This is a genomic window from Mesorhizobium sp. M0052, assembly GCF_040323255.1.
Classification (GTDB): Bacteria; Pseudomonadota; Alphaproteobacteria; order Rhizobiales; family Rhizobiaceae; genus Mesorhizobium.
This window is the reverse complement of sequence record NZ_JAMYUS010000003.1, coordinates 189,046-206,504: the sequence shown is the minus strand read 5'-3', so window position 1 is coordinate 206,504 and position 17,459 is coordinate 189,046. Positions and strand designations below refer to the sequence as shown.

At 63.6% G+C, this 17,459-nt stretch carries 14 protein-coding genes; 11 read left to right on the top strand and 3 right to left on the bottom strand.

The genetic code is table 11. The features are described 5' to 3' along the window. The first annotated feature begins 57 nt into the window (after positions 1-57). Both NKJ77_RS05105 and NKJ77_RS05100 read left to right on the top strand, forming a co-directional pair. Complete coding sequence (locus NKJ77_RS05105) at positions 58-1,587, top strand: MDR family MFS transporter (protein ID WP_050589851.1); 1,530 nt, start codon at positions 58-60, stop codon at positions 1,585-1,587. A gap of 69 nt (positions 1,588-1,656) precedes the next feature. Further along, positions 1,657-2,493 (top strand): amidohydrolase family protein, encoded by an 837-nt coding sequence (locus NKJ77_RS05100; protein ID WP_352534452.1) that lies wholly within the window; start codon positions 1,657-1,659, stop codon positions 2,491-2,493. Positions 2,494-2,542: 49 nt separating this feature from the next. Here the strand turns inward: NKJ77_RS05100 and NKJ77_RS05095 are convergent, their stop codons facing one another. Further along, positions 2,543-3,328 (bottom strand): SDR family NAD(P)-dependent oxidoreductase, encoded by a 786-nt coding sequence (locus NKJ77_RS05095; RefSeq protein WP_023830836.1) that lies wholly within the window; start codon positions 3,326-3,328, stop codon positions 2,543-2,545. 83 nt (positions 3,329-3,411) lie between these two features. On the opposite strand from NKJ77_RS05095, the gene uxuA reads away from it, so the two are divergent. The 5 genes from uxuA to NKJ77_RS05070 all read left to right on the top strand — a co-directional run bounded on the left by uxuA (position 3,412) and on the right by NKJ77_RS05070 (position 10,750). Further along, positions 3,412-4,596: a mannonate dehydratase gene (gene uxuA, locus NKJ77_RS05090; RefSeq protein WP_023830835.1), complete on the top strand. Its 1,185-nt coding sequence runs from the start codon at positions 3,412-3,414 to the stop codon at positions 4,594-4,596. 202 nt (positions 4,597-4,798) lie between these two features. Continuing rightward, positions 4,799-6,088 carry a D-arabinono-1,4-lactone oxidase gene (locus NKJ77_RS05085; protein WP_352534449.1) on the top strand — a complete coding sequence of 430 codons (1,290 nt, stop codon included), beginning with the start codon at positions 4,799-4,801 and terminating at the stop codon, positions 6,086-6,088. Continuing rightward, positions 6,085-7,257 (top strand): alanine racemase, encoded by a 1,173-nt coding sequence (locus NKJ77_RS05080; RefSeq protein ID WP_023702123.1) that lies wholly within the window; start codon positions 6,085-6,087, stop codon positions 7,255-7,257. Before NKJ77_RS05085 ends, NKJ77_RS05080 begins: the two co-directional genes overlap by 4 nt. 77 nt (positions 7,258-7,334) lie before the next feature. Next, positions 7,335-9,047 (top strand): aldehyde dehydrogenase family protein, encoded by a 1,713-nt coding sequence (locus NKJ77_RS05075; protein ID WP_352534446.1) that lies wholly within the window; start codon positions 7,335-7,337, stop codon positions 9,045-9,047. Between the two features lie 50 nt (positions 9,048-9,097). Next, positions 9,098-10,750, top strand: a complete 1,653-nt coding sequence (locus tag NKJ77_RS05070) for an FAD-binding dehydrogenase (RefSeq protein WP_352534444.1) — start codon at positions 9,098-9,100, stop codon at positions 10,748-10,750. Positions 10,751-10,989: 239 nt separating this feature from the next. Here the strand turns inward: NKJ77_RS05070 and dgoD are convergent, their stop codons facing one another. Then, on the bottom strand, positions 10,990-12,138 hold the full coding sequence (gene dgoD, locus NKJ77_RS05065; RefSeq protein ID WP_023804888.1) for a galactonate dehydratase: 1,149 nt from the start codon (positions 12,136-12,138) through the stop codon (positions 10,990-10,992). A 7-nt stretch (positions 12,139-12,145) separates the two neighbouring features. Next, the gene (locus NKJ77_RS05060; RefSeq protein WP_245259915.1) at positions 12,146-12,835 is read right to left on the bottom strand and encodes a FadR/GntR family transcriptional regulator; all 690 of its coding nucleotides are present in this window, start codon (positions 12,833-12,835) and stop codon (positions 12,146-12,148) included. Between the two features lie 245 nt (positions 12,836-13,080). Here NKJ77_RS05060 and NKJ77_RS05055 point away from each other — a divergent pair, with 245 nt between their 5' ends. From NKJ77_RS05055 to NKJ77_RS05040, 4 genes are all read left to right on the top strand, one after another. Continuing rightward, complete coding sequence (locus NKJ77_RS05055; RefSeq protein WP_023668118.1) at positions 13,081-14,070, top strand: arabinose ABC transporter substrate-binding protein; 990 nt, start codon at positions 13,081-13,083, stop codon at positions 14,068-14,070. 70 nt (positions 14,071-14,140) lie between these two features. Further along, positions 14,141-15,652: an L-arabinose ABC transporter ATP-binding protein AraG gene (gene araG, locus NKJ77_RS05050; RefSeq protein ID WP_352534442.1), complete on the top strand. Its 1,512-nt coding sequence runs from the start codon at positions 14,141-14,143 to the stop codon at positions 15,650-15,652. Between the two features lie 11 nt (positions 15,653-15,663). Then, positions 15,664-16,614: an L-arabinose ABC transporter permease AraH gene (gene araH, locus NKJ77_RS05045; protein ID WP_023687901.1), complete on the top strand. Its 951-nt coding sequence runs from the start codon at positions 15,664-15,666 to the stop codon at positions 16,612-16,614. A 24-nt stretch (positions 16,615-16,638) separates the two neighbouring features. Beyond that, positions 16,639-17,418, top strand: a complete 780-nt coding sequence (locus NKJ77_RS05040) for an SDR family oxidoreductase (protein WP_023668121.1) — start codon at positions 16,639-16,641, stop codon at positions 17,416-17,418. The last annotated feature ends 41 nt before the right edge of the window (positions 17,419-17,459 follow it).

The following is a 17,459-nucleotide window of genomic DNA, read 5'->3' as shown; positions in this document are numbered from 1 at the left end:
GGTTGACACCTCTCAGCTGTGGGCACATAAATCGCGCCCCAAGCTACGGAGACACCGATGACTGTCGAGCAGACGCTGCCGGACACAGCGCCCGTGGAGGCCCAAGTCAGGCCCGACCTTACGACCTTGATCGTCTATTTCGGCGCGCTGATCGCCATGTTCATGGCCACCATCGATATGCAGATCGTCGTCACCGCCTTGCCAACCATCGCCGGCGAACTCGGCAATCTGCATCTGTTCGGCTGGGTCGGTGCCGCCTACCTGCTCTCGACCGCCGCGGTATCGCCATTCTACGGCAAGCTTGGCGACATGTATGGCCGCAAGAATGTCGTGCTGACGGCGATCGGCCTGTTCCTGCTGGGCTCGCTGGTCTGCGGCATGGCATGGTCGATGGAGAGCTTGATCGCCGCGCGCGTGCTGCAAGGCATCGGCGGCGGCGGCCTGATGGTCTCCGCCTTCGCCATGATCGGCGAATTGTTTTCGCCGCGCGACCGCGCCAAATACCAGGGTTACAGTTCGGCGGTGTTCGCGCTGTCGTCGGTGCTCGGCCCGTTGGCCGGCGGCTACATCACCAGCCTGTTCGGCTGGCGCTGGGTGTTCCTGGTCAATCTGCCGATAGGCATCATCGTGCTGGCTGTGCTGGCCTTCGCCATGCGCAGCCGGTTCAACGAAAAGCGGCACCGCATCGACTATCTCGGTGGCGCGCTGCTCGCCATAGGCACGACGGCGATCGTTTATTGGGGCTATCACGTGCTCGACCCCAACGGACCGGACCTCATCACCTTCGCGCTGCCGCTGCTGGCAGTGGCCGCCATCACCTTGTTCGTCATGGTCGAGCGGCGGGCCGAAGAGCCGATCGTACCTCTGCGGCTGTTCGGCAATTCGACGGTCAGCATCGTCTCGGGCGTGTCGCTGGTCGCCGGAACGGTGACGCTGGGCATGTTCTTCTATTTCGCCCTCTACATGCAGACGCTGACGGGCCTGAGCCCGGCCGAGGTAGGCTTCCTGTTCCTGCCGGCGTCCCTGACATCGATGGTCATCTCGATCGTGGCCGGGCGGGTGATCGCGGCAACCGGACGCTACAAATGGATGCCGGTGGTCGCCATGGCTATCGGCGGGTTTCTGATGCTGGGCTTCGTCCTCACCAACCAGCACACGCCGATCTGGGTGCTGGCGACGATGATGGCAGTATTCGGCATCAGCATGGGTCTGCAGTTCCAGGTGCTGATCGTGGCGATCCAGGCGGCAGCACCGCTGCAGGATATCGGCGCGGTGACATCGCTGATCACCCAGGCGCGAACGCTCGGAGCATCGCTCGGACTGGCGCTGAACGGCGCGGTGATGATCTGGGCGCTGAACCGGCAGACAGCCGAGCTTCCTGCAGACGCCGCCGCCCTGCTGCCGGGTGGCCTGAACGGGTTGACGCCGCACCTCGCATCGAGCCTGCCGGGCGCGATCCGCGAAGTGGTGCTCGACCATTACTCCAGTGGCTTCAACGTGATGTTCATCTGGGTGGCGGCGCTCTATTTCGTCGCCATGGGGCTGACGCTGCTGCTCGAGGACAAAGAGATCCCGAAGCGGGCCTGAGCCAAAGCTTGTGTCATGCGCTGGGTTTAGGCATTTGGCGATGATCTGAAATCACCGAGGAGGACAGCCATGATCATCGACACCCATCTGCACCTGATCGACCTGTCGGCGCTGCGCTATCCCTGGCTCAGCCGCGAGCCGGCGCTCAACCGTGATTTCCCGCATGCAGAATATGCGATCCAGGCCCGCCGCGTTGGCATCGGGGCTGCATTGCACATGGAGGTCGATGTCGACCAAGCCGACATCCAGGCCGAGACCAGCCATGTGAAGGCGCAGTCGCTGGAGAAGGGCAGTCTGTTGCGCGGGGCGATCGCCTCCTGCCGCCCGGAGGAGGCCGGCTTCGCCGCCTATCTCGGGCGCCAGCAAGCCGACCCTTTCGTCAAGGGGTTCCGCCGCGTGCTGCATGTCATGCCGGACGAGCTTTCGGACAGCGCGCTGTTTCGCGAAAACATCAAGCGGCTTGCCGGCACCGGCCTGACCTTCGACCTCGTCGTCCTGCCGCATCAGATTCCAAGGGCGGTTGCGCTCGCCGATCTGGCGCCGGATGTGCAGTTCGTGCTCGACCATTGCGGCGTGCCCGACATCAAGGCCAGTGCGGAACATCCGTGGCGCGAGCATATGACCGAGATCGCGCGGCGTCCCAATGTCATCGGCAAGATCTCCGGTGTCGTCGCCTATGCCGATGCCGGCTCATGGACCGTCGAGACCTTGCGCCCCTATGTCGAGCACACGATCGGCATTTTCGGCTGGGACCGCGTCGTGTGGGGCAGCGACTGGCCGGTGTGCACGCTTGGCGGTGGCCTTGCCACCTGGGTGGCGGCGACACACGCGCTGATCGCGGGCGCCAGCCCTGAGGAGAGGACGAAATTGCTGTCGGGCAATGCCAAGCGGATGTGGAAGCTGTAGCGCGGTCGGACACCGATTGCCTGCAAGCGCGCAGAACGCCATCATAGCGCTACTTCACGCCAATACCTGCCGTCAGGCCGCCATCGATCCTGTAGTCCGCGCCGGTGCAGAAACCGGCCTTCGACGAGCACAGGAAGGCGATGAGTTCCGCCACTTCCTCCGGTTCGCCGATACGGCCGAGCGGATGAGCCGCGCCGAAGCGCTTGTAGGCCTCTTCGACATCGGCATCGCTGCCGCCGTCACCGCGCGCAGCCTTCTCCAGGATCGGCGTGCGGATCGAGCCCGGGCTGACCGAATTGACGCGGATGCCTGATGCCGCGTAGTCGAGCGCCAGCGAGCGCGTCAGCGTGTGGATGGCGCCCTTGGTCGTGGCATAGGCGGCGACGTTCTGCTGGCAGGCAAAGCCCTGCACCGAGGCGACGTTGACGATGGCGCCGCCTCCGCGCTTGATCATTTCCGGAATGCCGAAATGCGCGGTCAGGTAGATCGAGCCGACATTGACCGTCATCGTTCGGTTCCAGGTTTCCCAGTCGGTGGTCGTCGCCGTGCCATAGGGATGGACGGCGGCTGAATTGACGATGACATCCAGGCCGCCGAACTTCGCGACGCCAGCCGCGACCGCGTCGCGCACCTGATCGGAAACGGCGACGTCGGTGTCGATGACCAGCGCTGCTGCTCCAGTGCTTTCCAGTTGCGCTTTCAATGACGCGTTGGCGGCGCGGTCGATGCCGCAGGCGATGATTGCGGCGCCACCGGCCGCAAGGCGCTTGGCGGTTGCCAGGCCGATTCCGGTCGTCCCGGTCACCAGGGCGACCTTGCCGTCGAAATCCATCATTTCTAAAAACTCCTCCATTTTCTATCGACTCCCATCGGGGTCCAACAATAAGTTGCCAACCTCTCGCAGAAGGAAAGCCGAAAATGGAACAATGCTGGCGCTGGTATGGGCCCGATGATCCGGTGACGCTCGATCATGTCAAGCAGGCGGGCGCCACCGGCGTGGTCTCGGCGCTCCACCATATCTATGACGGCCGGGCGTGGCCTGAGGCCGAAGTGCTGGAGCGCAAGCGCATTATCCAGGAAGCAGGACTGACCTGGTCGGTCGTCGAGAGCATTCCGGTCCACAATTCCTTCAAAATCGGCGCGCAGGAACGCGAGCGCTATGCCGGCTATTACCGCGATTCGATCCGCGCGCTGGCCAAGGCCGGCATCGCCACGATCTGCTACAATTTCATGCCGGTGGTGGACTGGACCCGCACCGATCTAGCCTACCGTCTGCCGACGACAGGCTACGCCCTGCGTTTTGATGCCGTTGATTTCGCCGCCTACGATCTGTTCGTGCTGAAGCGCAAGAACGGAGCTGACAGCTACACGCCGGCGCGTATTGCGCAAGCGGAAGCGCGGCTGAAGGAATTGCCGCCCGAGAAGATCGACCAGATCGAGCGCAATCTGATCGCCGGCCTGCCGGCTACAGAGCGCAAGTATGACCGCGACAGTTTTCGCGAGGCGCTTGCGGGCTATGACGGGATCGGGCCGAAGGAGTTGCGCGGCAACCTCGCGTGGTTCCTGCGCGAGATCATTCCGGTGGCGGAAGAGGAGGGGGTGCGCATGTGTATCCACCCCGACGATCCGCCGTTTTCGCTCTACGGCCTGCCGCGCGTCGTTTCGACCGCCGAGGATGCGCGTTTCATTCTCAATGCCGTCGACAGCCAGGCCAATGGGCTGACGTTCTGCACCGGGTCCTACGGCACGCGCGCCGACAACGACATCGTCGCCATGGTCAAGGAATTCGCCGACCGCATCCACTTCGCCCATCTGCGCAACATCACCATCGAGGATGACGGCTCGTTCTACGAGGCCGAGCATCTCGAAGGCGGCACCGACATGGCGCATGTCATCCTGGCGCTGATGCAGGAGGAGGCGCGCCGCCGCAAGGAGGGCCGCGCCGACTGGCAAATCCCGATGCGGCCGGACCATGGCCACCTGCTCGCCGACGATATCGGCAAGACAAGGATCAATCCCGGCTACTCGCTGATCGGCCGCCTGAAGGGCTTGGCCGAATTGCGCGGCATCATGCGGGCCGTGGAAACGTTTGGGCTGGCTTGAAGGGGCAACGAACTGCGTTCAATGCCGACGCCGGCTCAGCGTGCGTCGCTGTAGATAATGCGGCCGGCGCGGACGCAAGACACCTCCGATTGCTAGGTTGACAGAAAGCTGACAATGTATCATATCCGAAAAGCTGAGTATGTATCATATTATTCAGCGCTAGGAGAAAGACCGGCAAAGCCGGCGTCCCAGGGAGGCAATTTTGGGAGAGGCTATCAGCCAGTGGAGCAATTGGTCGGGCTATGTCACGGCCACGCCGCAGGCTTTTGCCGAACCGCAGAGTCTCGATGAGCTGAGTGGTGCCATTCGCAACGCGCCGGGACCAGTTCGATTCGCTGGCACGGGCCATTCCTTCACGCCTCTGGTCAAGAATGACGGGACGATCCTGTCGCTTGATCGCTTCGAGGGCCTGAGGTCGCACGATCCCGAAAGGCTGACAGCACGGGTCGGCGCCGGCACCAAGATCGGCGCGCTGGCAAAGCTGTTGCACGGCGTCGGCCAGGCGCTGCCGAACATGGGCGACATCGACAAGCAGGCGTTCGGCGGGGCGCTGGGCACCGCCACCCACGGCTCGGGCATCACGCTCGGCGCTTACCATACCCAGCTCGAGGCGATGCAGATCGTCGACGGGCGTGGCGCGCTGAAAGAGTTCGACCGTGCCAAGAGCCCCGACATGATCGAAGCCATGGGCGCTTCGCTCGGCGCTTTCGGCGCCGTCACCGAAGTGACGATCCGCAACGTGGCGAGCTACCGGATGCGGCACCGCCGCTGGACGGCGCCGATTGCCGATGTGCTTGCGCAATTCGAAAGCACCATGACGGCGCATCGTTCGGCCGAGTTCTACTACGTGCCGTTTTCCGGCCAGGCGCTGCTGATTGCCAGCGACATCACCGAGGCGCCGGCGACGGTGCGTCCGCCGACGGAAGACGACGATGCGGTGACGACGCTGAGAAAACTGCGCGACTATCTCAGCTGGCTCCCTTGGCTGCGCCGCCGTCTCATCGGCTCGGCCTTCGCCAAGGTGCCGGCCGAGGATTATGTCGAGGAGTGGCTGAAGGTCTTCACCTCCGAGCGCAACGTCAAGTTCAACGAGATGGAATACCACCTGCCGTTCGAGGAAGGGGCGCCCGCACTCAGCGAAATCATTGCGCTGCTCGAGACGCGGTTTCCAGAGGTCTATTTTCCGATGGAGGTGCGCGTCGTCGCGCCCGACAATGTCTGGCTCAGCCCCTTCTACAAGCGCCCAACCTGTTCCATCGCCATCCATCACGGCGTCGAGCGCGATCCGATGGCGTTCTTCAACGCCGCCGAGCCGATCTTCAGGAAGCGCGGCGGCCGCCCGCATTGGGGCAAGATGCACAGCCTGACATCAAGGGAATTGAGCGCGCTCTATCCGCGCTGGAACGATGCGATGGCGGTCCGCCGCGAGATGGACCCGGACAACCGCTTCGTGTCGCCCTATATTGCCAGGCTGCTCGGCGTCGCGGCATGAGCTTGACCGACACCTATTTCGCGGAAATGTCGGGCGCGCTCAGGGCAGCCGGGATCTTTCAGCCTTGCCTGGTGCTCGATCTCGACCGGCTCGATCACAACATCGCTGCGATCAAGGCGAAGTTCGCCACGGGCCTCGATCTGCGCCTCGTCGACAAGTCGCTGCCATGCCTGCCGCTGATCGACCATATCCGCGCTGCGTTTGCGACCGACAGGCTGATGACCTTTCATCTGCCGATCAGCGCCGAGATGCTGAAAGTGTTTCCCCAAGTCGATCTCCTGTTGGGCAAGCCGATGCCGGTTGCCGGCGCCAGGCACGCGCTGACGAAGGGCGTTCTCGCCGGGCTCGGCGAAGCTACGTCGCGCATCGTCTGGCTGATCGATACCGAGGAGCGGCTGGCCGCCTATGGCTCGCTTGCCGCCGAGCTCGACCGCGAGCTGCGCGTCTGCTTCGAGGTCGATGTCGGCCTTCATCGCGGCGGTATCAGCGATCCCGACTCACTGGCCCGGGCAGTTTCCGCGTTGGCGAATTACCCGCGGCTGAAATGCGAAGGCGTCATGGCCTACGAGGCGCATATCGGCCATATCCCCAAACTGCTGGGAGGACCGGCCAAGGCGCGCGTCAAGGCGATCAGCCTGTTTCGCCAGTATGTCGCTTGCCTTGCCGCCGACCAGCGCAAGATCCTCAATCTTGGCGGCAGCAGCACCGCATTGCTCTATGACAGCTGGGTCGGCGCCAATGAATTGTCCATCGGATCGGCTTTTATGCTGCCGACCGATTTCGATGTGCCGAGCCTCAGCCAATTGCGGCCTGCCGCATTCATCGCGACGCCGATCCTGAAGGTGGTCGATGTCCAGGTGCCGGGCCTCGACCAGCGCTCCTGGCTGCTGCAGAAGCTCGGGCTGTTGCCGCGGCGCGGCTGTTTTCTCTATGGCGGAAAATGGATGGCGAAGCCCGTCCATCCCGTGGGGATGAAGACCGACAAGACGTTCGGCTTTTCGACCAATCAGCAATTCATGGCGCTGCCCGACAACGTCAATGTCGGGCCTGACGACTACGCCTTCCTGCGTCCGACCCAGAGCGAATTCGTGCTACAGCAGTTCGGTTCGATCCAGGTCTATTCCGGCGGGAAATTCGTCGAGCAATGGGCCGCACTGCCGTTTTCGTAGAGCAATTCCAGGAAAAGTGTGAAGCGGTTCCGTCCGGAGTTGCGTCAAACAAAGAGACCGAAGTGGAGGAGGATAGGATGGTCGCCAAGGCAGTCAAAACTCAGCCCGTGCAGCCTGAATGGGCAGCCGAACTCGACCTCGCCCTCACCGATCTCGACGCCAGGAAGGACGACTGGGCGCAGACCTCGAATGGCGAGCGGATCGCCTTGCTGCGGCAGGTCAAGGATCACATCCGCGAGGTCGCCGAGGCGTGGGTCAAAACCGCGACGCGCAAGAAGGGCATCCCGACCGGCTCGCCGCTGGAAGGCGAAGAATGGCTGGCTGGCCCGGCGGCGCTGATGGATGGCTGCAACCAGTTCATCCGCACGCTCAGCCTGATGGAGGGCAAGAAGTTTCTCGACAGACTGCCGGTCCGCACCTTGCCTAGCGGACAGGTGGCGGTAACGGTGGTTCCGAATTCGCTCTGGGACAAGGTGTTGTTCACCGGGCTGAAGGCCGAGATCTGGATGCAGCCCGGCGTGACCAAGGCGAACCTCGCCGCAAACACCGCATCGGCCTATGACGCGCCGCGCACCAGCCGCAAGGGCAAGATCGGCCTCGTGCTCGGCGCCGGCAATGTCGCCTCGATCGCGCCGCTCGACTGCCTGCACAAGCTTTTGGTCGAGCACCAGGTGGTTCTGCTCAAGATGAACCCGGTCAACGACTATCTGATCGATTTCCTGCGGCCGGCGCTGCGGCCGCTGATCGAATTCGGAGCGCTGCGCATCGTGCGCGGTGGCGCCGATGTCGGCGCGTATCTGTGCAACCACGATCTCGTCGACGACATCCACATCACCGGTGCCGCCGCCTCGCATGACGCGATCGTCTGGGGGCCTGGCGAGGAGGGCCGCAAGAACAAGGCGGCGGGCACGCCGCGCAACAGCCGGCGTATCACCTCGGAGCTTGGCGGCGTGGCACCCACCATCGTGGTGCCCGGTCCGTGGTCGGATGCCGATATCGCCTACCACGCCGAACTGATCGCTACCCAAAAGCTCAACAATTCCGGTTTCAACTGCATCGCCTGCCAAATGCTCGTGTTGCCCGAAGGCTGGGGCAAATCCGATGCGCTTTTGGCAGCACTCGAAAAGGTGATGCAGAAAGCCCCGTCGCGCCCGGCCTATTATCCCGGCGCGACCGAGCGCCTCGCCGCCTTCGAGGCGCACGCCGACACGGCACAAAAATTCGAGCGGCCTGGCGGGCCCGCCTGCGTTGTGGTGCCGTTCCGGCCGGGCACGGACGCCTATCTCGAAAATGCCGAGGTGTTCGCGCCGGCGCTCAGCGTCATGCGGCTGCCGGCGGGCAATGCGGAATCCTATCTGCGCGCCGCTGTCGCCTACGCCAATGAAAAGCTGCACGGCACGCTTGCCGCCAACATCCTCATCCATCCCAGGACGATCGCCGAGATCGGCCGGCAGCGCTTCGAGGAAATCATTGCCGAACTGCGCTATGGCGGCATCGGCATCAATTCCTGGAGCGGCGTTCTGTTCGCGCTGCTGCGCCCGACCTGGGGTGCTTTCCCTGGCCACACGCTCGACGATGTGCAGAGCGGCATCGGCGTCGTCCACAACACCTATTTGTTCGACAGACCGGAGCGCAGCGTGCTCGAAGCGCCGTTCCGCATCATGCCGAAGCCGGCCTGGTTCCTGACCCACAAAAGGGCACACATGGTCGGCCGCCTGATCACCGAGTTCAACTACCGGCCGAGCTTCCTGAAGCTGCCGCGCATCATCTGGAACGCGCTGCGCGGCTAGCAACGAGCATCCGATGTCAAAAACAACAAGCCGGGACAGGAGTTACGACAATGGCTGACACGGATGCAATCATCGTCGGCGGCGGGCTGGCCGGCCTGGCCGCAGCCGCGGAACTCGGCGATGCCGGAAAGCGCGTGATCATCGTCGAGCAAGAGGGTGGCGGTTTTCTCGGCGGCCAGGCATTCTGGTCGCTCGGCGGCCTGTTTTTGGTCAACACGCCCGAGCAGCGCCGCCTGCGCATCAAGGACAGCCGCGACCTCGCCTGGCAGGATTGGCTGGGTTCTGCCCAGTTCGACCGGCCCGAGGACCATTGGCCAAGGAAAGTGGCGGAAGCCTATGTCGATTTCGCCGCCGGCGAGATGCGGCCGTGGCTCTACGCCATGGGCATGCGCTGGTGGCCGGTGGTCGGCTGGGCCGAGCGCGGCGGCGCGCTGGCCAATGGCCACGGCAATTCAGTGCCGCGCTTCCACCTGACATGGGGCACTGGGCCGGGCGTGGTCGCGCCGTTCGAAAGGCGCGTGCGCGAGCACGTCGCCAAAGGGCTGATCACTTTGAAATTCCGTCATCAGGTCAGCCGGCTGATCAAGACCAACGGCGCGGTCACCGGCGTCGCGGGCGAAATCCTGGAGGCATCCGATGTCGAGCGCGGCAAGCAGTCGAGCCGCACGGCCGTCGGCGATTTCGACCTTTCGGCCGGTGTCGTGATCGTCACCTCGGGCGGCATCGGCGGCAATCATGAGTTGGTTCGCAAGGTTTGGCCGGTCCGGCGGCTGGGGCCAGCGCCGAAGCGTATGGTTGCCGGCGTGCCGCACCATGTCGACGGCCGCATGGTGGCGATCACCCAGGACGCCGGCGGGGCCGTCATCAACGCCGACCGCATGTGGCACTATGTCGAGGGGATCAAGAACTGGAATCCGATCTGGCCGAACCACGGCATCCGCATCCTGTCGGCGCCGTCGCCGCTATGGTTCGATGCTCTGGGACAACGCATGGAGGCGCCGTTCTTCCCGAGCTTCGATTCGCTCGGCACCTTGAAGCGTATCCTGTCGACGGGACACGATTATTCCTGGTTCGTGCTGAGCAAGACGATCGCTTCGAAGGAGTTCGTGCTGTCGGGTTCGGAGCAAAACCTAGACTTTACGGCCAAGGATTGGCGGGCCGTGCTGAAGAACCGGCGCGGCGGCAAGGCGCCACCATCGGTGGCAGCGTTCCTGGAAAAGGGCGAGGACTTCGTCGTCCGCGACAACCTGGCCGACTTGGTCGCCGGCATGAACGCGCTGTCAGGCGACAATCTGCTCGACTACGACCGGCTCAAGGCGCAGATCGTGGCGCGCGATCGCGAGGTCGACCATGCCTATACCAAGGACGCGCAGGTCACAGCCGTCCGCGGCGCCCGCAACTACATTGGCGACAAGATCTTCCGGGTGACCAAGCCGCACAAGATACTCGATCCCAGGCACGGGCCGCTGATCGCGGTGCGCCTCAACATCCTGACGCGCAAAACGCTTGGCGGCCTGCACACCAATCTCAATTCGCAGGTTCTCGACGGCAATGGCGAACCCATTGCCGGGCTCTATGCGGCAGGCGAGGTGGCCGGCGGCGGTGGCGGCGGCTATCACGGCTACAATGCGCTGGAAGGGACATTTCTCGGCAGCTGCATCTTCTCCGGCAGGAACGCAGGCCGGCACGCCGCGGGCAGGTGACGCGGCTGGCGGGCCAAGAAAAGGTCGATGAGAACAGGACATCCGCCATGTTCCATGGATAGCGACTGCTTTCGATCGCTTGCCGCAACCCAGGCGGTCAGCCAGTTGCGGCTTGCCGGCGCCGACGGTTCCCATGCGCTGGTGCTCGGCGCTGCGGCACATCAGAGGCCTGCGTTACGCTGGCGCCACCGCGAAATTGAGCTCGAGGTCCTGAAGGCCTGGCCGCAAGGTCGGCCGGGCTACCACTCGGCGAAGGAGCCGTCCTTGTGACGCCAGACCGGGTTGCGCCAACGGTGGCCTTCCTTGGCCCTTTCCTTGACGTAGTCCTCGTCGATCTCGACGCCGAGGCCGGGACCATCGGGGATTGCGACATAGCCATCCTCGTAGCGAAAGACGTCCTTGTTGGCGGCATAATCGAGCAAATCGTTTGCGGCGTTGTAGTGGATGCCGAGGCTCTGTTCCTGGATGAAGCAGTTGTAGCTGACGGCATCGAGCTGCAGGCAGGCGGCAAGCGCGATCGGCCCGAGCGGGCAGTGGGGCGCCACCGCAATGTCATAGGCCTCGGCCATCGCCGCGATCTTGCGGCATTCGGTGATGCCCCCGGCATGCGACAGGTCCGGCTGGATGATGTCGACGGCGCCTTGTTCGAACACCGACTTGAAATCCCAGCGGCTGTAAAGCCGCTCGCCGAGCGCGATCGGCGTCGAGCCCAGGGCTGCGATCTCCTTCAGCGCCTCGCGATTTTCGCTGAGCACCGGCTCCTCGATGAACATCAGCCGGTAGGGTTCCAACTCCTTGACCAGCATGCGCGCCATCGGCCGGTGGACGCGGCCGTGGAAATCGACGGCGATGCCAATGTTGGACCCAACGGCCTCGCGCACCATGGCGACTCGTTCGACAGCCGCATCTATTCTGTCATGGCTGTCGACGATCTGCAGTTCCTCGGTGCCATTCATCTTCAGCGCCTGGAAACCGCGCGAAACGACCTCCCTGGCGCCAGCAGCCACTTCCACCGGCCGGTCGCCGCCGATCCAGGAATAGACCTTGATGCTGTCGCGCAACTTGCCGCCGAGCAGTTCGTGCACAGGCACGCCGAGCGCCTTGCCCTTGATGTCCCACAGCGCCTGGTCGATGCCGGCAATGGCGCTCATCAGGATCGGCCCGCCGCGGTAGAAGCCGCCGCGATGCATCACCGTCCAATGGTCCTCGATCAGGCGCGGGTCCTTGCCGATCAGATAATCGCCAAGTTCCTTGACCGCTGCCTCGACCGTCAGCGCACGGCCTTCGACCACAGGCTCGCCCCAGCCGGTAACGCCGGCATCAGTCTCGATCTTCAGGAACAGCCAGCGCGGCGGGACGATGTAGGTGGTGAGCGAGATGATTTTCATGCTGGTCTCAGTTGTTCTTGAGTTTCTTGGCGCTGACCAGGTCGCGCGCCGCAAGGTCGAGGATCCGGCCTGCCGCCGCACGCGCCGCCGCGGCATCGCGCATGCGCAGCGCCTCGACCACCTCACGGTGCGCCGCCACCGCTTCCATGCGCCGGGCGAGCGAAATGGTCGCCGTTGCTTCGAGCGAGAATTTCAGCCCGGTGTCGATCAGATTGCCGATCTGGCGGAAGATCGGGTTGTGGCTCGCAGCATAGACGATCTGGTGGAAGGTGATGTCCGAGCGCGAGAAGGCGGCGAGATCCTCGCCGGCATTGGCCATGCCGCGCCAGGCGGCTTCGAGATCGGCGATCTCCTGCAGCGTCGCACGAGTCGCCGCCAGTTCAGCTACCAGAGGTTCGATGGCGCGGCGCGTTTCGAGGATGGCGTCGAACAATTTGTCGTCCAGCGCATGCGGCGCGTGCCAGGCCAGCACCTGCGGGTCGATGATGTTCCAGTTGTCCTGTTCACATACAACCGTGCCGATGCGCGGCCGCGACAGCACCAGCCCCTTGGCGGCCAGCACCTTCAGCGCCTCGCGGATGACGGTGCGGCTGACGCCATACTCGACGCCGAGTTCGTTTTCGGTCGGCAGAGACGAGCCGGCGGGATAGCGTCCGGAAAAGATGTCTGAGGCAAGCGCCTTGGTCACATCGGGCATGACGCGCGGGCGGCGGGTGTCGCCTGATGCCTTCTTCGAAGTTTCGGTCACCTCAGCCCTCCTCCAAGGCGGCGAAACCACTGATCTCGCGTCCCCGGCCTTACCGGATGCGGATGATTTGCGCCAGCGATCCCTGGTCAGAGCATGTAGCTCAATTATCATACCAGATCAATTGACGAGTATGATAAAAAGAATTAGAGACTCTGCATCCGGGCTGAGCGCCCGGCCATCGCTGGGAGGTAATCATGCGACTTCTGAAGACCGCGCTCGTCGCGGGCGCCCTTGCCGTGCTGTCCGTCACGACCATCGCTGCATATGCTCAGGACACCAAGATAGGTTTTATCGTCAAACAGCCCGAGGAGCCGTGGTTCCAGGACGAATGGAAGTTCGCCGACCAGGCCGCCAAGGAGAAGGGTTTTACCCTGGTCAAGATCGGCGCCGAGGACGGTGAGAAGCTGATGTCGGCGATCGACAATCTCGGCGCGCAGGGCGCGCAAGGCTTCATCGTCTGCACGCCTGATGTGAAGCTCGGCCCCGGCATCGTCGCCAAGGCCGCCGCCAACAATCTCAAGCTGATGACGGTTGATGACCGTCTGGTCGGCGCAGACGGGAAGGCGCTGGAAGACGTGCCGCATATGGGCATTTCGGCGACCAAGATCGGCGAGGCCGTCGGCCAGGCGATCGTCGACGAAATGAAGGCGCGCGGCTGGAAGGCCGACGAGGTTGGCGCCATCCGCGTCTCCTATGATCAGTTGCCGACCGCCGTCGACCGGGTCGAAGGCGCCATTTCGGTGCTGAAGGCCAACGGCTTCAAGGCCGAAAACATCTTTGACGCGCCGCAGGCCAAGACCGATACCGAGGCTGCGCTCAATGCGGCGACGGTGGTGCTCAACGCCCATGCCGACATCAAGAAGTGGGTCTCCTTCGGCCTCAACGACGAAGCCGTTCTCGGCGCCGTGCGCGCTTCCGAAAGCGTCGGCATCCCGGCCGAAAACGTGATCGGCGTCGGCATTGGCGGCGCGGATTCGGCGATCAACGAGTTCAAGAAGCCGACCGCCACCGGCTTCGTCGGCACGGTGATCATCTCGCCGAAGCGTCACGGCTACGAGACTGCGCTCAACATGTATGACTGGGTCGCCAACAACAAGGAACCCGAGAAGCTCATCCTGACCGCCGGTGCGCTGGCCAAGCGCGACGACTACCAGACGGTCCGCAAGGGTCTCGGCATCGAATAATCCTCCCTGTACAAACAGGCGGCGGCTCACAGTCGCCGCCTGTTTGGCATGGCAAAAGGATAGGCGCCCCATGTCCTTTCTCGACTTCTCGGAAATCACCAAGACCTATCCGGGCGTCAAGGCGCTGTCCGGCGTCTCGTTCAGCGTCGACAAGGGCGCCGTGCACGGCTTGATGGGCGAGAACGGCGCCGGCAAATCCACGCTGATCAAGATCCTGTCGGGCGACCAGCATGCCGATGACGGCGAGATCCTCATCGACGGCAAGATGCAAGCCTATGCAACGACGCGAGATGCCTTCGACAATGGCGTCATCGTCATCCACCAGGAACTGCAGCTGGTTCCTGAGCTCACTGTTGCCGAAAACCTCAGCCTCGGCCGCTTCCCCGCCAACGCCGGCATCATCGCCCGCGCCAGAATGCTGGACGATGTTGGCGCCAAGCTGAAATCGGCCGGCATCGACATGGACATCAGCCGCAAGGTCAAGACGCTGTCGATCGGCGAACGGCAGATGGTCGAGATCGCCAAGGCGATCATGCTCGACGCGCGCGTCATCGCTCTGGATGAGCCGACCTCGTCATTGTCGTCGCGCGAAAGCGAAATTCTGTTTGCCCTGATCGACCGCCTGCGCGGCGAGGGCAAGGTCATCATCTATGTCTCGCACCGGCTGGACGAAGTGTTCCGCCTCTGCGACAGCCTGACCGTGCTGCGCGACGGCAAGCTCGCGGCGCACCATGCGTCACTGAAAGACGTCACGCGCGATCAGGTCGTCGCCGAAATGGTTGGCCGCGAAATCTCCGACATCTGGGGGTTTCGCCCACGCCCGGCTGGCGATGTCCGGCTGAAGGTCGACGCTGTTTGCGGAGTAAAACTGACGACGCCCGCCAGCTTCGAGGCGAGGGCGGGCGAGATCGTCGGCTTCTTCGGTCTGATCGGCGCGGGCCGCTCCGAACTGATGCGGCTGGTCTTCGGCGCCGACCCGCGCTCAGGCGGCACCATTACCGTTGATGGCAAGGTCGTTCATGCCACCGATCCGCATGACGCGATCCGCGCCGGCATCGTTTTGTGCTCGGAAGACCGCAAGCATGACGGCATCATCCAGGGCCGCTCGATCGAGGAGAACATCAACATCTCGTCGCGGCGTCATCACACGCGCTTCGGAATCCTGAACCGCGCCAGCGAGATCGCCACCGCCGAGACCTTCATCAAGAAGCTCAAGGTGCGCACGCCGTCGCGCAAGCAGGACATCATCAACCTCTCCGGCGGCAACCAGCAGAAGGTCATTCTCGGCCGCTGGCTGTCGGAGCAGGGCGTGCGCGTGCTTATCGTCGACGAGCCGACACGCGGTATCGACGTCGGCGCCAAAGCGGAAATCTACGAACTGCTCTACCAGCTTGCCGAAGACGGCATGGCGATCGTCGTCGTCTCGTCCGAACTGCCGGAAGTGATGGGCATTTGCGACCGCATCCTGGTGATGTGCGGCGGGCGCATCAGTGCCGAACTCGCCCGCGACCAGTTCGCCGAAAAAGCGATCCTGGCCGCTGCTCTTCCCGATCAGAAAACCCCCGACGCGATCGCATCCTGAGGATCTTTACCATGACCGATCAGTTGAAGAAGATCCTGCTCGGCGAACAGGGCCTCGTCGTCATCTTCATCGTCGCCTTCGTGCTGGTGTCGCTGCTGGTGCCGAACTTCCTCACCGACCGCAACATGCTCGGCCTGCTGCAGTCGGTGGTCACCGTCGGCATTGTCGCCTGCACGATGATGTTCTGCCTTGCCGCGCGTGACTTCGACCTCTCGGTCGGCTCCATCGTCGCCTTTGCCGGCATGGTCGCGGTAATGGCGTCGAACTATACCGGTTCGATCCTGCTCGGGCTTCTCGCGGCAATCGCCTGCGGCGCCTTCGTCGGCTTCATCAATGGCGTCGTCATCGCCAAATTCCGCATCAACGCACTGATCACGACGCTTGCCACCATGCAGATCGTGCGCGGCCTTGCGCTGATCGCATCCGACGGCCGCGCCGTCGGCATCAACAGCCCGGATTTCTACCAACTGGCGCTGTCGAAGCTGTTCGGCATTCCGACGCCGGTCTGGGTCCTGGCCGTGCTGTTCTGCATCTTCGGTTTTGTCCTCAATCGTACCGTGTTCGGCAAGAACACGCTGGCCATCGGCGGTAACCCGGAGGCTTCGCGCCTGGCCGGCGTCAATGTCGACTGGACGCGCATCTGGATCTTTGCTCTGCAGGGCGTGGTCTGTGGCATCGCCGGCATCCTTTTGGCCTCGCGCATCACGTCGGGCCAGCCCAATGCGGCGGTCGGGCTTGAACTCTCGGTCATCTCGGCCTGCGTGCTCGGCGGCGTCTCGCTTGCCGGCGGCCGCGCCACCATGTCGGGCGTCATCGTCGGCGTGCTGATCATGGGCATCGCCGAAAACGCCATGAACCTGCTCAACATCCCGGCGTTCTACCAATACATTGTGCGCGGCGTGATCCTGCTGCTTGCCGTTTTGCTCGACAATCTGCGTTCGTCGGCACTGGGCCGGCGCTGACCATCTTCCAGTGGAGTGACAGCTATGGCTGAGCGCCTGTCCGGCAAACGCATCTTCCTCACCGGCGCCGCGCAAGGCATTGGGCTTGCCATCGCTGAAGCTTGCCTCGCCGAAGGGGCAAGGCTGTTCCTGGTCGATCGCGACGGCGCGCTGCTGGACAAAGCGGTCGCCGGCCTAGCAGCGCCGCAGGGCCATGTCGGGCATGTCTCAGCCGACATCAGCGACGGTGCCGCGATTGCCGCAGCCGTCGGTCAAGCGACCGACGCGATCGGGCCGATCAACGCGCTGATCAACAATGCCGGCATGAATGTGTTCTCGACGCCGCTCGAGGCGACCGAGGAGGAGTGGAACCGCAATTTCGACGTCAACGTCAAGGGCGCCTGGAACTGCGCCAAGGCGGTGCTGCCGGCAATGATCGCAAATGGCGGTGGCGCGATCCTCAACATCGCCTCGACGCACAGCTTCACCATCATCCCTCATACCTTCCCCTATCCCGTGGCCAAGCACGCGCTGCTTGGGCTGACCAAATCGCTGGCGCTGGAATATGCCGGGCAGGGCGTGCGCGTGAACGCCCTGGCGCCCGGCTATGTCGAGACGCAGAAGGCGACCGACTATTGGAACAGCTTTGCCGACCCGGCGGCCGCGCGCGCCAGGACGCTGGCGCTGCATCCAGGCGGCCGCATTGCCTCGGCGCGCGAGATCGCGCTGGCCGCTGTGTTCATGATTTCTGAGGAATGCCCGTTCATGAACGCCGCGACCCTCGTTGTCGATGGCGGGCTCAGCCAGCTACAGCATCCCGCCTGAATGCTAGAGAGGCTCTATTTCTACGGCGTCGACCGCCGGCT

Excerpts from the sequence above, each read along its gene's own strand:
- NKJ77_RS05080 (WP_023702123.1), top strand. The coding sequence starts at position 6,085 with ATGAGCTTGACCGACACCTATTTCGCGGAAATGTCGGGCGCGCTCAGG.
- NKJ77_RS05095 (WP_023830836.1), bottom strand. The coding sequence starts at position 3,328 with ATGATGGATTTCGACGGCAAGGTCGCCCTGGTGACCGGGACGACCGGA.
- araH (WP_023687901.1), top strand. The coding sequence starts at position 15,664 with ATGACCGATCAGTTGAAGAAGATCCTGCTCGGCGAACAGGGCCTCGTC.
- NKJ77_RS05070 (WP_352534444.1), top strand. The coding sequence starts at position 9,098 with ATGGCTGACACGGATGCAATCATCGTCGGCGGCGGGCTGGCCGGCCTG.
- NKJ77_RS05060 (WP_245259915.1), bottom strand. The coding sequence starts at position 12,835 with ATGCCCGATGTGACCAAGGCGCTTGCCTCAGACATCTTTTCCGGACGC.
- uxuA (WP_023830835.1), top strand. The coding sequence starts at position 3,412 with ATGGAACAATGCTGGCGCTGGTATGGGCCCGATGATCCGGTGACGCTC.
- NKJ77_RS05105 (WP_050589851.1), top strand. The coding sequence starts at position 58 with ATGACTGTCGAGCAGACGCTGCCGGACACAGCGCCCGTGGAGGCCCAA.
- NKJ77_RS05040 (WP_023668121.1), top strand. The coding sequence starts at position 16,639 with ATGGCTGAGCGCCTGTCCGGCAAACGCATCTTCCTCACCGGCGCCGCG.
- araG (WP_352534442.1), top strand. The coding sequence starts at position 14,141 with ATGTCCTTTCTCGACTTCTCGGAAATCACCAAGACCTATCCGGGCGTC.
- dgoD (WP_023804888.1), bottom strand. The coding sequence starts at position 12,138 with ATGAAAATCATCTCGCTCACCACCTACATCGTCCCGCCGCGCTGGCTG.
- NKJ77_RS05100 (WP_352534452.1), top strand. The coding sequence starts at position 1,657 with ATGATCATCGACACCCATCTGCACCTGATCGACCTGTCGGCGCTGCGC.
- NKJ77_RS05075 (WP_352534446.1), top strand. The coding sequence starts at position 7,335 with ATGGTCGCCAAGGCAGTCAAAACTCAGCCCGTGCAGCCTGAATGGGCA.
- NKJ77_RS05055 (WP_023668118.1), top strand. The coding sequence starts at position 13,081 with ATGCGACTTCTGAAGACCGCGCTCGTCGCGGGCGCCCTTGCCGTGCTG.